The sequence below is a fragment of the Arcicella rosea genome (genome assembly GCF_014204325.1).
GTDB classification, from domain to species: Bacteria; Bacteroidota; Bacteroidia; order Cytophagales; family Spirosomataceae; genus Arcicella; species Arcicella rosea_A.
Map to the genome: position 1 here is coordinate 39711 of NZ_JACHKT010000009.1, position 15545 is coordinate 55255.

Sequence of the window (15545 nt, forward strand, 5' to 3'; positions counted from 1 at the left end):
CTATTAAAAACCCTCACAAAAGTAATATCCTAAAGAATAATCACTATTTTAGTGATTCCATTCATCAAATAAAACCATAAAAATGAAAATCACTTTTCCTCAAACTAATCCTAAAAATCTATTGATGGGCTTGTTTGTTGGCACTTTTGCAATTGTCAGCATGGCAAATTCCTTCAAGCATTCTGTGTCAAGGCATCTATTTTCGGGCGATTCCCTTAAAAAAGATACAACGAAATTTGTTCGTTACAAAGATTTACCGCTCAAGGCTACTCGTAAGTTCAAACTCAATACCGACGAAGGTACTTGGCTTTCATTAGATGTGAGTCCTGATGCTAAAAACATCGTTTTTGATTTGATGGGCGATTTATACAGTATTCCTTTTACTGGAGGAAAAGCGACCAATATCACCAAAGGTTTGGCTTATGATACGCATCCACGTTATAGTCCAGACGGAAAAAAGTTAATTTTTATTTCAGACCGTAGCGGTTCTGATAATGTTTGGATGATTGATTTCGAGAAAAAAGACACCATCCAAGTAACGAAAGACCGTGACCAAAACTATGAAGCTGCCGAATGGACTCCCGACGGCAATTATATCATTTTCGCCAAAGGTCGCATGAATGTACAAATGTGGATGGTGCACAAAGATGGTGGCGGAGGCGTTCAATTAATTGACCAACCTGCTACGTTAAAAACCATCGACCCAGCCGTTAGTCCTGATGGAAGATACATCTACTTCTCGCAGCGTTCGGGTGCATGGAATTATAATGCCATGATGCCACAATACCAAATTGGCGTTTACGACCGTGACAATGCCAAACGCACTACCATTACTTCAAGATACGGTTCGGCATTTTCGCCTACTTTGTCGGGCGATGGCAAATGGTTGGTGTATGGTTCTCGCTTTGAAGAAAAAACAGGTTTGGTATTAAGAAATCTGGAAAGTGGCGATGAAAAATGGTTGGCTTACCCAGTACAAAGAGACGAACAGGAGTCAATCGCAACGATGGGCGTTTTGCCTTCAATGTCTTTTACGCCTGATAATCAAGCGTTGATTGCTTCTTATGGTGGAAAGATTTATAAAATTGCTATCAATGGCGGAAGCCCTGTACAGATTCCATTTAGTGTTGATATGGATTTGGAAATGGGCCCAAGATTAGAATTTAAGTACCCAATTTCAGATACTACTCAAACTTTAATTTCACAAATTCGTGATGCCGTTCCTTCGCCAAATGGCAAGCAATTAGCTTTCACTTCTTTGAACCGTTTGTATGTAACAGATTATCCGAACGGAACGCCACGCAGAATTACGAATCATGAATTTACCGAAGCAAATCCTATTTGGTCGAACGATGGAACGCAAATCGCTTTTATCACTTGGACAGCCGAGGGCGGTCATCTCTATAAAGTAAATACCAACGGAACGCCAAACGTACAGAAACTTACGTCAGTGCCAGCTTTGTATTCGCAACCAGTCTTTACACAGAAGGACGATAAAATCGTTTTCATTCGTAGCAAAATGCGTACTTTCAAAGAATCCGTTGGTCCAGTTGCCAATAGTTCAGAAGATGAAATTTGTTGGATTGATGCCAAAGGCGGAGCAATCACTGTCATCGACAAAGCACAAGGCAGAAGTACGCCTCACTTCGTGAAAAATTCTGATAGAATCTATTTAAGCGGTGGCGATGGTTCTTTGCAGTCGATTAAATGGGATGGAACAGATGAAAAAGTTCATGCAAAAATTACGGGAATCACCACTTATGGCATGAGTATCGAAGGTGAAGATTATGTGCATAATTGTATGTTGGGAGAAAAAATGGCGGAGGCAATGGAAGTAAACAGAGCGTCAAATGCGTCACAAGTATTGATGTCGCCCGATGGAGATAAAGCTTTGGCACAAGTCAATAATGATATTTATGTAATGACGATTCCTAAAACAGGGAAAACCGTTAATATTTCTGTGTCAGACCCAAGTTCAGCACAGTTTCCTGCACAGAAATTAACAGAAATAGGAGGAGAGTTTCCAGCTTGGTCGAGCGATGCGAAGAAAATACATTGGTCATTAGGTCGCTTTCATTTTGTGTATGATTTAGATAAATCAAAAGCTTTTGAAGACAGTGTAAAAACCGCTAAAAAAGCACAAGAAAAAGTAAAGGCAGATTCTTTGAATAAAGTAAAAACTGATACTTTGAAAATTAAAGTAGCGATAAAAGCCAATGCAGATTCAGCCACGAAAAAAGTAGCAGTTAAAAAAGCTGAAACTACTTACAAGCCAGAAGAAACCGAGATTAAACTATACTTCACCAAAGATATTCCGACAGGAAATGTATTGTTGAAAGGCGGAAGAATCATCACGATGAATGGCAATGAAGTGATAGAAAACGGAGATATTTTGATAGAAAATAACCGAATAAAAGCGGTAGGGAAAAGTGGAAGTCTGAAAGGCGTTGGCAATGCCAAAGTAATCGACGTAAAAGGTAAAACCATCACACCGGGTTTTGTAGATACGCATTCGCACATGTGGCCACAATGGGGCATTCAGAAAAACCAAGTATGGATTTATGCCACCAATTTAGCTTATGGCGTAACGACCACTCGTGACCCACAAACAGCCACTACCGACGTACTTACTTACAGCGATATGGTGGATGCAGGCAAAATGGCTGGGCCAAGAATCTATTCAACGGGGCCGGGTGTTGGTTTCTGGTCTTACAATATCAAAGATTCAACAGGGGCAATTAATGCTTTGAAGCAATACAGCAAATATTACAATACTAAGTACATCAAAATGTATTTGACGGGCAATAGACAAACTCGCCAATGGATTATCAAAGCGGCAAAAGACCAAAAACTAATGCCAACTACCGAAGGCGGTTTGAACTACAAATTGAACATGACCAATATGTTAGATGGCTATCCCGGACACGAACACGCTATTCCCGTTTATCCATTGTACAACGATGTAGTGAAGTCAATCGCTTACTCTAAAATGGCAGTAACGCCTACTTTCTTGGTAGCTTATGGTGGGCCTTTTGCTGAGATTTTCTACTTTGAAACAGAGAATCCCTATCATGACAAAAAGATGCAATACTTTATGCCTTATGAAGAATTAGCCGCAAAAACTCGTAGAGTAACAGGTTGGTTCTTGCCAGAAGAACACGTTTTCCAGAAACACGCCAAGTCGATGAAATCAATGGTAGAAAATGGTTCATTGGCAGGAATTGGTAGTCACGGAGAATTTCAAGGCTTGGGTTATCATTGGGAATTATGGTCGATGCAAAGCGGAGGCATGAAAAACCTTGATGCCTTAAAAGTATCAACCATTCTTGGAGCAACCGCTTTAGGTTTAGATAAAGATTTGGGAAGTATCGAAAAAGGAAAATTAGCTGATTTATTAATCATGGATAAAAATCCTTTAGAGAATATTCGTAATTCAAATACCTTAAAAATGGTGATGAAAAACGGCAGAATTTATGATGCGAATACCTTAAACGAAGTATATCCAAGCCAAAACAAACTGATTAGAAGCGAATGGGAATTTGAAAAACCTGCTGAGAATACGGGAGTTAAGGAGTAGTAAATTAATAATTTTTCTCAATCCATGAGTTTTCCTTCCGTGTTCTGTGGCACACAGAACACTTGCATTACTTGTGTTCTGTGTGCCACAGACCACGGGGGAAGTAAAAATATTTGTGATAACTTATAAGAACAATGCAATATAATGAATAAATGGAAAACTGCTTTTTGGGTTTGTTTGACAACTTTAATAATTATTTTAATAGTTGGATTTTACACGATTCTTGATCAATCTGCAAGTTTGACATATATGCGTGATGGCTATAAGGATACTGAAAACGACCTTGACAACTTGACAAAACTTATTAATGAAACAGACCTTACGAAAGCACAAATCAAAGAATCTTTAAAAAGACATGAACACTTTGGGAATATGAACTTTCAAAGTGATACGATTTCCCTTTACAGAGTAAACTTGATTTTCAATAATAATAATAAACTTAGTAGAATAGCAAAACAGTGGTAAAAAGCCGAGTCCTCACTATTCCAAGCCATTTTTTACTTGAAAAAATAAATAAAATACAAATTCTCGTCAAGAGTAAATTGCTCGTGAAAACCGTATAAATTGATGATAACAGACAAAGCACATAATTGTAGAAATGATGAGCTGACAAAATCTCACATTGAAAATTTCGGCGTTTCGATTATTACGATTCCAGCGACAGACTATTTACCATCTTTTGCTTACACAATCGGACTTTGGCAAAAGCACCATCATCCAGAAATAATCTGTTTTGGACTACGAATAGAAACTCTTCATATCGTCCTTAATGATGTTGCAGAATTGGTGAAAAATGCTCAAATAATCAAGATAGCTAAGGCATATCACAATATTTTTGCCAATAGTAAAGCTGAATTTTTGAAAGTAGATAATAGAAATTTAAGTGATTACTTCGGAATGGCGATTGACTATTACAAGTCAAATGATTTCCCTGTCTTACAGTTAGTCTGGACAGACAGGAATAATAAATTTCCTTGGGAAACTGATTTTGAAGAAGAATTTATACACAAACAACCCTTACTTGATAGAAATGTCGACTTTAAATTTAGAGAAGCCAAAAATTTAGGAATATTTACAACCCGACATTACTTAGAACTCAATAAGCCTATTCTAAGTGTGATTCATGAGACAAATGGAGATTGGCAATTTTTAACAGGAGACGAAGTAGTACTCGAAGATATGAGGCTGGTAGCTTTGGAAGAAATTGTCATCAAAGACAGAACCTTAAATGAAGTATTTGACCTTGAATATGGTCAAGAAGCCACGAGAACCTTTATCGGAGGACATTGGACAAGAAATATGTTAGAGGAAAATGATGATGAGTGAAGTGTTGGTTACTTTGCCCGTGTCCTCACGAGCAATTTAGCATTTTATCAAAACTCTAAAACAGTAAAAAACCATAATTATGCCACTGAACAAAATATTGCTTTTTAGCTTTTTGATAATTGTTACTGCTTGCCACGGACAAGAAAAGAACAGTACGCTCAATGCCTCAACTGCTTCAAAGCCAAGCCCAAGAGTAATCAAAAACTTTAAATCAGCGGCTTTAGCTCCTGATTTTGACACTACTTTAGTGAGTCAATACATCCGAAGTATTTTTGAGGACTCTAAAGGAAATTTATGGTTTGGCACTCTTGGCGATGGAGTAGTGAGGTACGACAAAACAACTTTAACCTATTTTTCTAATTCTGATGGTTTTGAAAGCAAGTCTGTTTTTTCCATTAATGAAGACAAAAAGGGCAATATGTGGTTTGGCACTGACCAAGGAGTATATAAGTATGATTCTAAATTGGCAGTTGGTAAAAGGTTTAGAAATTATACTCAAAAAGATGGGCTAAATCATATCGACATCAGTCGAAAAAGTATTCTTGTTGATAAATCGGGGACGGTTTGGGTAGGTACACATGGCGGAGTTTATCAGTATAATCCAATAGCTGATAGTTTGGGTAAGCAATCCTTTTTTTTATTTCCTTTGCTTCCGCCTATCAATGTTGCAGGCATTATGGAAGACAAGGCTGGAAATATTTGGTTTGCTTCATCTAATAAAGGGGTGTTTCGTTATGATGGCAAAACGATTGTCAATTTCAACGAAAAAGAAGGGTTGGGCGAGAACTATGCAGGAGGCATCGCACAAGACCAATCGGGCAATATGTGGTTTACCATGAAAAACGGTATCTGTAAATTTGACGGCAAAACTTTTACCGAATACACGCCCAAAGATGGTTTAGGCGGTACAGTGTTTTGGGGAATAATCATAGAAGATTCGGGTATTATATGGATTACAGCACGTGGCAGCACTACCAGATTTGACCCATCTATTCCATTGCCAAATCCCAAAGCATTCAAGGTATTTACCCCTACCGACGGGATAAATTGTTGTGTACAAAGTATGTTTCAGGATAAATCAGGGAATATGTGGTGGGGTGCAGGAAGCGGACTTTATAGGTTCAACGGCACTCAATTTTATCAAGTAAAGCAGAAAGGCCCTTGGTGAAATTGATAAAATGAAAGATAAAACAGTAATAAAGTAAAAATCAATGAGCATCTTGTTAAATAGAATGGTCATCTAGTAAAAAGTAATAGTCATCTTGTTAGATGAAATGGTCATCTAGTAAAAAGTAATTGGCATCTTGTTAAATGAAATGGTCATCTAGTAAAAAGTAATCGGCATCTTGTTCGATGGAATAGACATAAGGCAAAAAGTAGTTAGCATCTTGTTAGATAGAATGGTCATAAAGTAAAATCTAATAAGAATAAGACAAAATTATTTGCTTTATTTGAATTGTTAAATTTAAAATTAGTAGAGGCGTTTGGTGAGAGAAAATAAATTATTACATTAGAGAATAGGAATATATACTATACCAGAGAGTACCTAACCCTGTAAGTGGACGTTGCGAGTTTTTATCAGCAAAGCAATTTGAGATTTAACGGGCTGGATTCAGGTAATCAAAAAACATATTGAATTTCATACAAGAATTGAATCAAAATTAAATGGAACATTTACAAATAATACTACCAACTGTTTTACTTTTAATTGGCTTTTTATTGAAGTTACTAATAGGAAGAAAATATGATTTACCTGCTACTATTCAAGCTATTTGCGAACTACCAGTTGATATTGTACTGCTATCTCTTTCATTCGTGGTAGCATTTACTATTGCTAAAGTTGACAACCAAATAACTGGATTGTTTTACTGTTTTATTGGATTTGCAGTCACTATTTTGAATGTCTTGTTATGGAGAATGTCAATAGATCAGTTTCTAAAGGGAACCAAGTTGTGGATTCTTTTTCTTGTATTCAATCTTATTTTATCAGGATTTGCAATAAACAAGTCAGTAAGCTTGATAATGGAAACAGAAGTAATAATTAACAATTCTGAAACTAATTCAAATCAAAAATAATGAACGAAATTTCAAACATATCGGTGCTTTTGATTGCATTAGTAAGTGGAATCATTGCCACAATTGCATTTCTATTTTTTAATAGACTTAAAAAATCTAAATATGACTCCGAGCAGAACAAAGCTGTATTGGAGAGTATTAGAAATTCAATTGAAAAACAAATCTATAATCTGAACGACAGACTTATACTAAATGAAGAACGATGGAGAGATGTAAACCATTTACTTTTAAGAAATGAATACATAGGAAATAATACACCTATAACTAATAGTAGGCAAACGTATTATTCTGACTTTTTAAAAGCTAACGGTATTACACAAAACGATTTGTTGATTGACAACAGACTTGTTTTTATACTTACACCATTTCACGACAACTATTCTGAAGATTACAAGGTAATCAGAGAAGCTTGTACACAAAGTGGTTTTAATGCTTATAGGGGAGATGAAAATTATATCAAAGGAGATATTTTTCCAGAAATGCTGAAGCTTATTGTTAAAGCCAATCTAATAATAGTGAACGTTAATGGACGAAATCCAAACGTTCTTTATGAATTAGGTATTGCACAAGCTTTAGATAAACCTGTAATTTTAATATCCAGTGAACCTGATAAGCTTCCTATTGATATCAAATCAAAACGTTTCTTAGTTTATCGTAATTACACAGAACTTCAAGAAATGATTCGTAAAGAATTACAAAATTTATTGTAAATAAATGAGCAGACTTCAGGCAATAGAAAAGGGACTTTCTTCTATCAATCAAGCTGCATTTCAGAACTTGTGCGATAGTTTTCTTGCTTTGCGAAATACAAACTATTCTGCGTTTTCAAGAACAGGAAGTCAATCAGGCAAACAAAAAACAGTAAAAGGAACTCCTGATACATTTTTACTTCTACCAAATGGTAAATACATATTTGTTGAATATTCAACAAATATTTCAGCAGGCGTTTCAAAATTGCAAGACGATATAAAGAAATGTATCGATGAGAAGAAAACGGGTATTACGCTAAAACAAATTTCTGAAATTATTCTTTGCCTAAACTTCAATTTATCGACAACAGAAATTCAATCTTTGAAAGACCTTTTAGCTGATACACGAATATTATTAACAATTTACACACTTGACGCATTAGCAATAGAGTTACACCTAAATCACAGAGACCTTACTCATGAGTATTTAGGATTACCATTAGACACAGGACAAATTGTTTCAATAAATAAGTTTATTGAAGAATACAGCAGAGTATCGAAAGGTATTTCAACACCTTTAAGCAATACGTTTTTACATAGGGAAAAAGAACTTCAAGAGTTAAAACAAAGCATTATTCTAAATGATTTTATCATTTTAACTGGTACACCAGGCATTGGTAAAACAAAGTTGGCTCTTGAAGGAATTAAAAGTTTTCTGTCTGAAAACTTGTCTTATGGTGCTTATTGTGTTTCATACAAACATCACACTTTACTTGACGACTTATATCAATATTTTGATGCAGACAAAGATTATATTCTATTTGTTGATGACGCTAACAGAATAGACGCTTTCAACCAAATTATAGGATTTTACAAAGCATCAAGAAAAGGAGAACTGAAAGTAATAATCACTGTTAGAGATTATGCCTTTCAAGATATTGGAATACTTTGTCAAGAGTTTTCACCACAACGAATTGACTTAGCTAAATTTACAGATGAACAAATTATTGAGATAATTAGAGCCAGTCCGTTTGACATTCTCAATCCGACTTATCATAAAGAAATCGTTCGAATTGCAGACGGAAATCCACGTATTGCAATTATGACAGCTTTACTTGCTAAAGCAGAACAAAATATTCGTGCATTGCAGGATGTATCCGATTTATTTGAAAACTATTTCACGACTTTTGTTGCTGATAATGGAGAATTTGCAAACAACTTCAATATAAAATGTCTTGGACTGATTTCTTTCTTTTACACTATTCCATATAAAAATAGAGAAATCACAAGTTCAATTCTTGATAATTTCGGTCTTAATTATTCTACATTCATTGATGCAATTGATAAATTGGACAAACTTGAATTGGTAGAAATCCAATTTGAACACGTAAAAATTCCTGAGCAAAATCTTTCAACTTTTTTCTTCTATAAAGCATTTATCAAAGACAATTTATTGTCTTTTGAAACCTTGTTGAATAAATATTTTGAAAACAATTCAAGTAGGTTTAAAGATAGTGTCATTCCTGCGAATAACACGTTTGGCTATTCAAAAGTAATGGACAAACTAAAACCATATTTACAAGGATACTGGAAGTCAAATAAATTTGACGAAGAAAAAGCATATAAATTTCTAACTACCTTTTGGTTTTACTTACCAGATGAAACCTTGGAATTTGTTTACAATCTTACTCAAGCTTTACCCGAAACACAAAGAGATACTTACAATGTAACTTATGAAAATAATGCCTTTTCTTACAGCAAAAATGATGTAATAGAGTTAATCGGAGAGTTTTTTCGTTTCCAACACAAATTGAAAGATGCCCTTCAATTAGCATTTGAATATACGAAGAAAGCTCCTGATCATTTACCTGAATTGATTCATAAAATTCGAGAGTATATGACTTTTGATGTGGATGACGAACAAATCAATTTCTCAAGACAGACAATTCTTTTTCAAATATTAATAGACGGTTTGAATGTAAAAGACAATTTGCTTTCAACAGCTTTTTACGAGTTAGCAAAAACCTTTTTAGGTTTTCGTTTTCATCATACAAAAGGCGGACGGAAGATGTCTATTTATTGGTATCAGTATCCTGTTCCAAACACACCAACAATTCAATTATTTCGAAAAAACATTTGGGACGCCATTCAGGAAAACTTTCAAATAAGCATAGATAAATCATTTGAATTATTGCAGAGTTATTCTCATATACAACCTGATGTTTCAAAAGAGGTAATGCAATACGATGTGCCGATACTAGTATATATTATTCAAAAGCAACTTACGCCAAATTCATTTGAACATTGTAAATATGTTCAAGACCAAGTAAGATGGTGCAAAAGAAATTCTGTTTCTCACCCTTCTTTTTCCGAACTACTGAAAAAATATAGAAACAAAACATACGAAACATTCCTAAAAATTGATTGGGACAGATTCAGGGATAAAGAAATGTATGAATTTGATAATTACAGAGAATACGAAAAACTAAAAGAAGCTGAAATAAGAAGTTCATTTGTTTTTAATGAAAAAGAGCAAGTAAAAGAGTTTTACAACATGTTTGTATATTTAAAAAAAATCACAAAAAACGAATGGAACTACACTACAACACTTGACCACGTAATTGACGAAAATTGTACAAAAAACTTTCAAATTGGTTGTGAATTGTTGCAACTTGTAATTGAAAATAACAATGCAATAAATTACGTCCCAAGAGTTGTTTTTAGAAATCATTTGAAAGAAAGTCAGAACGCTAAAACAATTTGGAATATAATTGAGCATAAGGATTTTATCCATAAACCATTATGGGAACTTTCGTTCTACGATTATCTAGATGATTCTCTTTTGAGTTCAAAGTATGTTCAATCCTTAGTGAACACGGTTAGTAGTATGAACGATTCATATACTATTCACTTTGACCGATTGAAAAGGTTTTTGGCGATTGAACCAGACTTATTTCAAATCATTTTGAAAACTATAGTTGAAAAAAATGAAAAAGACGGAACGAGATTACAGGTATGGATGGACTTTTTCAGTGAACATTTTGACCAATTAGGGGATGATATTGTACTCATAAAAAAAGCATACATACAGCAAGACAAAATTCACAATCACTTTGACTTTGAAGGCAAAGGAATGTTGAATATCCTAAAAAAAGACTCTAGCTTTCTAATTGAATATATAAACAGTTTGTATGACGCAAAACAATTAGGTATTTCAGGCGACGATAAAAGTCTTGAATTTGTTTGGCAAGTTGAAGGAATAGAAAACGTTTTGATAAAAGTTTTTGACTTAATTATTGAGAAAGAACCATATTTCGGAATTGGAGACCATTTCTGTAATGCGTTTTTCAGAAATCTACAAGGTGAACAAAAAGAAAAAGCAAGTCAGTTTCTTCTTAATTACATAAGATCTATTTATACTAATTCTGACAAAATGAATACTGTAGTTGACATCGTAAGACACTCTATGCGGGAATTGTTTGATGATATTCTTTTATGTTATTTAACTCTAACACAAGATAAAGATGGTTTTGCTAAAATTTGGTGGCGTGGAAACGGTGGTTCTGTACATTCTGGTGATGTCAATTTCGGAGACCTTGAAGCAGCAGATTGGAGAAACATTCTTTCTATTGTTGAGAGGTCGGACATAGGAATAAATCTAATTCCTATTAAACGATACATAAACGAGCAAATTGAAAATTCATTAAAATACGCAGACTGGGAAAGACAAAGACGATTTTTAGAAAGGTATTAAAATATTGCTATTTCAAAACTTTTAGACTTCAAACCCTCCACAATATCCCCAAACCCCACAAATCTCCCCAGAAAGCAAGGTACAAAATTGTAACTTGCTTTTTTCGTTTAAACAATCCTAATAAATATGATAAAGTTTAGCCATGTACTTGCCGTACTCTTGTTGTCGAATCAATTATTGTTGGCACAGTCGAGTGATGATATTGCTGCCTTGAATCTTGTTCAAAAAGGTGCTTCCTTAGTGCAAGTATCTAAGCAATTTACTTTTACCGAAGGTCCAGCGGTGGATAAAAAAGGTAATATTTTCTTTACCGACCAGCCTAATGATAAAATTTGGAAATACAGTGCGAATGGAAAACTGAGCCTTTTTATGGATAAAACGGGTCGTTCAAATGGATTGTATGTTGATAAAAAAGGAAGAATAATTGCCTGTGCAGACGAAAAAAATGAGCTTTGGGCAATTGATAAAGGGAAAGTGTCGGTTTTGTTAGATAATATCAAAGGGCTAAAAGCAAATGGTCCAAATGATTTATGGATTGACCCTAAAGGTGGCATTTACTTCACCGACCCTTATTATCAGCGTGATTATTGGACAAGAAAAAAGCCCGAAATCGATAAACAAAATGTGTATTACCTAGCCAAAGGAGCAAAAGAAGTAATCTTGGTTGATGGTGACCTCAAACAGCCTAACGGTATCGTGGGTAATCCTGATGGCAAGTACTTATTTGTAGCTGATATTCGTGATAGTAAAACGTACAGATACGAAATTCAAGGGGATGGAACTTTGGCAAATCGTCAACTTTTTGCACCGATGGGTTCAGATGGAATGACTTTGGATAATCAAGGAAATTTATATCTGACGGGCAAAGGAGTGACGATTTATAACAAAGAAGGCAAAAAATTAGGCAATATTCCTGTGCCTTCAAACTGGGTCGGAAATATTTGTTTTGGCGGAAAAGACCGCAAAACTTTATTCATTACCGCTTCTGAATCCATTTATACTTTGCAGATGCAAGTAAAAGGTGTGGAGTAATTTGGAGTGCTGAATGAGGAGTTTCCCCTTCTGAGGCTGGTCGGGAGACCAGCCACGGATTCGGAGACTGGTCTCCTGACCAGTCTCGAAAGTTGAGACAAGCCCTACAGACCCTCCAAGATTCTTTTACAAAATCCAGTATAAAAATTATCTTACATTCTTTTGTCAATAAATCTAATTTATAATAAAACGATGAAACAAAAGTTTTTAAGTATTTTCTTCATTATCAGTATTTTATCTTTTTCAACTTTCGCTCAGAAAGAAAAATGGACAAACTTATTTGATGGAAAAACCCTAAAAGGATTCAAACAATTAGGCGGAAAAGCTAAGTATAGCGTAAGAAATGGTGAAATTGTAGGAACTACAGTAAAGGATACTCCTAATTCATTTTTAGCTACTGAAAAAGATTACGGTGATTTTATCTTGGAACTTGAGCTAAATGTGGCTGATGGGATGAATTCTGGTATTCAATTTAGGAGTCTTTCAAGTCCTGATTACCAAAACGGTAGAGTTCATGGCTATCAAGCAGAAGTAGATCCTTCAGACCGTGCTTGGTCGGGTGGAATTTATGACGAAGCTCGTCGTGACTGGTTGTATATTCCCAACATCAATCCAGAAGCTAAAAAGGCTTTTAAATTACATGGACAATGGAACAAGTATCGCATCGAAGCGATTGGAAATGTCATTCGTACTTGGGTAAACGATGTCCCTGTTTCAAATTTAGTAGATGATGTGACAGCCAAAGGATTTATTGCTTTGCAAGTACATTCTATCTATGCAGATATGAAAGAAGGCATGGAAATTCGTTGGAGAAATATTAAAATCCAAACTGAAAATCTAACTCCTCGTCCGACAGACAATACGCCAGTAATTAATTTAACCTTGAATACTTTATCTGAACAAGAAAAAGCACAAGGCGTAAAATTGTTATTCAACGGAAAAGATTTTACAGGTTGGAGAGGCGTTCATCAAGATGCAATGCCAACAATTCATTGGAAAGTGGTGGATGGAACCATTAATGTGAGTCCGTCTGATGGTTCTGAAACTGGTAACGATATTGTAAGTACCGAACAATACGGGGCATTTGAATTAACATTTGAGTTTAAATTGACAGAAGGTGCAAACTCTGGCGTTAAGTACTTTGTAAATGAAGCCTTTGATTCGAATGGAAAATCAGGGATTGGTTTAGAGTACCAAGTACTTGATGATGAAAAACATCCAGATGCAAAAATGGGTTCTATAGGTAACCGTACCATGAGCAGTTTATATGATTTAATTCCTTCTTATAAATTAGACAAACGTTTCCAACGCAAAATTGGCGAATGGAATCAAGCAAGAGTAATTGTGTATCCAAACAATATCGTTCAGCATTGGTTGAATGGCTTTAAGGTAGTTGAATACGAGCGTAACAGTAATATTTTCAAAGCTTTAGTAGCAAGAAGTAAATACGAAAAATACAATGGTTTCGGAGCGGGCGAAAAAGGAAATATCTTAATCCAAGACCACGGGAATAATGTTTCGTTTAAGAATTTGAAGATTAAAACGTTATAATTTTTAGTGATTAGTAAATAGTGATTGGTGAATAGATTTTTAATTCTTTTAAAACATAAACTAATCACCAATCACTATTTACTAATCACTAAATAAAAACAAATAAACTATGGAAAGAAGAGAATTTATTCAAAAAACAACCTTTGCTTCGCTTGGAGCATTAACATTTAGTGCAAAATCTTACGCTAAAATTATCGGTGCAAACGACCGAGTAAGAGTAGGTTGTGTAGGTTTTTCTGACCGTCACAGAGCTTCTCATGTAGGACCTTTCAAGGCCTTACAAAAAGAAATGAACTTTGAGATGACGGCTCTTTCTGATTTGTGGAATCGTCGTAGAGAAGAAGGAAAAGCATTTTTAGATAAGCAATTAGGAAGTGATGTAAAAGTTTTTAGAAATAACGAAGAGCTTTACGATTCTAAAATGGTAGATGCTGTATTTATTTCAACAGCAGATTTCCAACATGCTTTGCATACTGTTGAAGCTGTAAAAGCTGGTTGCGATACTTATACAGAGAAACCATTGGCTGAAACCATGGAAGATGCTCGTGCAGTATTGAAAGCGGTAAAAAATTCAAAACAAATCGTTCAAATTGGTTCACAACGTAGAAGTGGTGAAAACTATTTTGCGGCAGAGGATTTTATCAAATCAGGTAAATTTGGTCCAATCGTAATGGTAGAGTTGATGTGGAACGTAAACCAACCAGAACGTTGGAGAAGACCAGAATTGGTGAAAAACTTAAAAGAAACTGATGTAGATTGGAAACGTTATTTGATGAATCGTCCTTACGAAGCATTCGATCCACGTAAATACTTAGAATATCGTTTGTTCTGGCCATATTCTTCTGGAATTCCGGGACAATGGATGTCTCACCAAATTGATACTGTTCACTGGTTTACAGGTTTGCCACACCCAAGAAGCGTAGTTGCTAATGGAGGAATTTATCAGTGGAAAGATGGTCGTTCAAATGCCGATACATTAACAGTAGTATTTGATTATGGCCCATTAGACGACCCTAAATCTGGTTTCCAAGTACAGTTTACTTCTCGTTTCTCGAACTCAGCAGGCGAAACAAAAGAATTGTATTACTCAAATGGCGGTATGATTAATTTGGATACCAACGAGATTTCTTCGACAGGAGGTTTAACAGAAGGTCATGCTAAAACAATGGGCTTGAAAGCTAATTTGTTAGCACCAATGAAGCTCGAAGGTCAAAAAGTAGCTTCAGATGCAAACACTGGTGGCGACCCGTTGACGTTTGCCCACATTAAAAACTGGATGGAATGTGTACGTTCACGTAAACAAAGCCATGCACCAATTGAAGCTGGTTACTCGCACTCAATTGCAACAATCATGTCGAACGCTGCTTACAGAACAGGCTTGAAAGTTACTTTTGATGAGAAAACACAAGAAGTATTAGCAGGAGGAAAAGTATTCAAATACTAGTTATATTTGACTTATCGCAAATTATCCTGAGTTTAAAGTCATGAACATGAGTCATCCCAAATTTTAAAATCACAAAAAAGCGGTCAAAAAACTAAT

10 protein-coding genes are annotated in these 15545 nt (G+C 35.2%); all 10 read left to right on the top strand.

Annotated features, from left to right (window positions below):
- Nucleotides 1–82 precede the first annotated feature (82 nt).
- A complete protein-coding gene (locus tag HNP25_RS07855; protein ID WP_229202818.1) occupies nucleotides 83–3577 on the top strand; it encodes an amidohydrolase family protein in 3495 nt (1164 codons plus the stop codon).
- Nucleotides 3578–3721: 144 nt separating this feature from the next.
- Nucleotides 3722–4042, top strand: coding sequence for a hypothetical protein (locus HNP25_RS07860; protein ID WP_184132933.1), 321 nt, complete (start codon nucleotides 3722–3724; stop codon nucleotides 4040–4042).
- A 102-nt stretch (nucleotides 4043–4144) separates the two neighbouring features.
- The gene (locus tag HNP25_RS07865) at nucleotides 4145–4903 is read left to right on the top strand and encodes a DUF4262 domain-containing protein (protein WP_184132936.1); all 759 of its coding nucleotides are present in this window, start codon (nucleotides 4145–4147) and stop codon (nucleotides 4901–4903) included.
- A 79-nt stretch (nucleotides 4904–4982) separates the two neighbouring features.
- The gene (locus tag HNP25_RS07870) at nucleotides 4983–6071 is read left to right on the top strand and encodes a ligand-binding sensor domain-containing protein (protein WP_184132940.1); all 1089 of its coding nucleotides are present in this window, start codon (nucleotides 4983–4985) and stop codon (nucleotides 6069–6071) included.
- Between the two features lie 497 nt (nucleotides 6072–6568).
- Nucleotides 6569–6979, top strand: a complete 411-nt coding sequence (locus tag HNP25_RS07875; RefSeq protein ID WP_184132942.1) for a hypothetical protein — start codon at nucleotides 6569–6571, stop codon at nucleotides 6977–6979.
- Nucleotides 6979–7689 carry a TIR domain-containing protein gene (locus tag HNP25_RS07880; protein WP_184132945.1) on the top strand — a complete coding sequence of 237 codons (711 nt, stop codon included), beginning with the start codon at nucleotides 6979–6981 and terminating at the stop codon, nucleotides 7687–7689. Before HNP25_RS07875 ends, HNP25_RS07880 begins: the two co-directional genes overlap by 1 nt.
- A 4-nt stretch (nucleotides 7690–7693) precedes the next feature.
- Nucleotides 7694–11422: an nSTAND3 domain-containing NTPase gene (locus HNP25_RS07885; RefSeq protein WP_184132948.1), complete on the top strand. Its 3729-nt coding sequence runs from the start codon at nucleotides 7694–7696 to the stop codon at nucleotides 11420–11422.
- Nucleotides 11423–11548: 126 nt separating this feature from the next.
- Entirely contained in the window at nucleotides 11549–12454 is a 906-nt protein-coding gene (locus HNP25_RS07890) for an SMP-30/gluconolactonase/LRE family protein (protein ID WP_184132951.1), read from the top strand.
- 192 nt (nucleotides 12455–12646) lie between these two features.
- A complete protein-coding gene (locus tag HNP25_RS07895; protein WP_184132954.1) occupies nucleotides 12647–14005 on the top strand; it encodes a 3-keto-disaccharide hydrolase in 1359 nt (452 codons plus the stop codon).
- 109 nt (nucleotides 14006–14114) lie between these two features.
- Nucleotides 14115–15449, top strand: a complete 1335-nt coding sequence (locus HNP25_RS07900; RefSeq protein WP_184132957.1) for a Gfo/Idh/MocA family protein — start codon at nucleotides 14115–14117, stop codon at nucleotides 15447–15449.
- Nucleotides 15450–15545: the final 96 nt, after the last annotated feature.

What these genes read in the sequence shown, in the direction of transcription:
- HNP25_RS07890 (WP_184132951.1), top strand. Translation starts at nt 11,549, where the DNA reads ATGATAAAGTTTAGCCATGTACTTGCCGTACTCTTGTTGTCGAATCAA.
- HNP25_RS07900 (WP_184132957.1), top strand. Translation starts at nt 14,115, where the DNA reads ATGGAAAGAAGAGAATTTATTCAAAAAACAACCTTTGCTTCGCTTGGA.
- HNP25_RS07870 (WP_184132940.1), top strand. Translation starts at nt 4,983, where the DNA reads ATGCCACTGAACAAAATATTGCTTTTTAGCTTTTTGATAATTGTTACT.
- HNP25_RS07895 (WP_184132954.1), top strand. Translation starts at nt 12,647, where the DNA reads ATGAAACAAAAGTTTTTAAGTATTTTCTTCATTATCAGTATTTTATCT.
- HNP25_RS07855 (WP_229202818.1), top strand. Translation starts at nt 83, where the DNA reads ATGAAAATCACTTTTCCTCAAACTAATCCTAAAAATCTATTGATGGGC.
- HNP25_RS07885 (WP_184132948.1), top strand. Translation starts at nt 7,694, where the DNA reads ATGAGCAGACTTCAGGCAATAGAAAAGGGACTTTCTTCTATCAATCAA.
- HNP25_RS07880 (WP_184132945.1), top strand. Translation starts at nt 6,979, where the DNA reads ATGAACGAAATTTCAAACATATCGGTGCTTTTGATTGCATTAGTAAGT.
- HNP25_RS07875 (WP_184132942.1), top strand. Translation starts at nt 6,569, where the DNA reads ATGGAACATTTACAAATAATACTACCAACTGTTTTACTTTTAATTGGC.
- HNP25_RS07860 (WP_184132933.1), top strand. Translation starts at nt 3,722, where the DNA reads ATGAATAAATGGAAAACTGCTTTTTGGGTTTGTTTGACAACTTTAATA.
- HNP25_RS07865 (WP_184132936.1), top strand. Translation starts at nt 4,145, where the DNA reads ATGATAACAGACAAAGCACATAATTGTAGAAATGATGAGCTGACAAAA.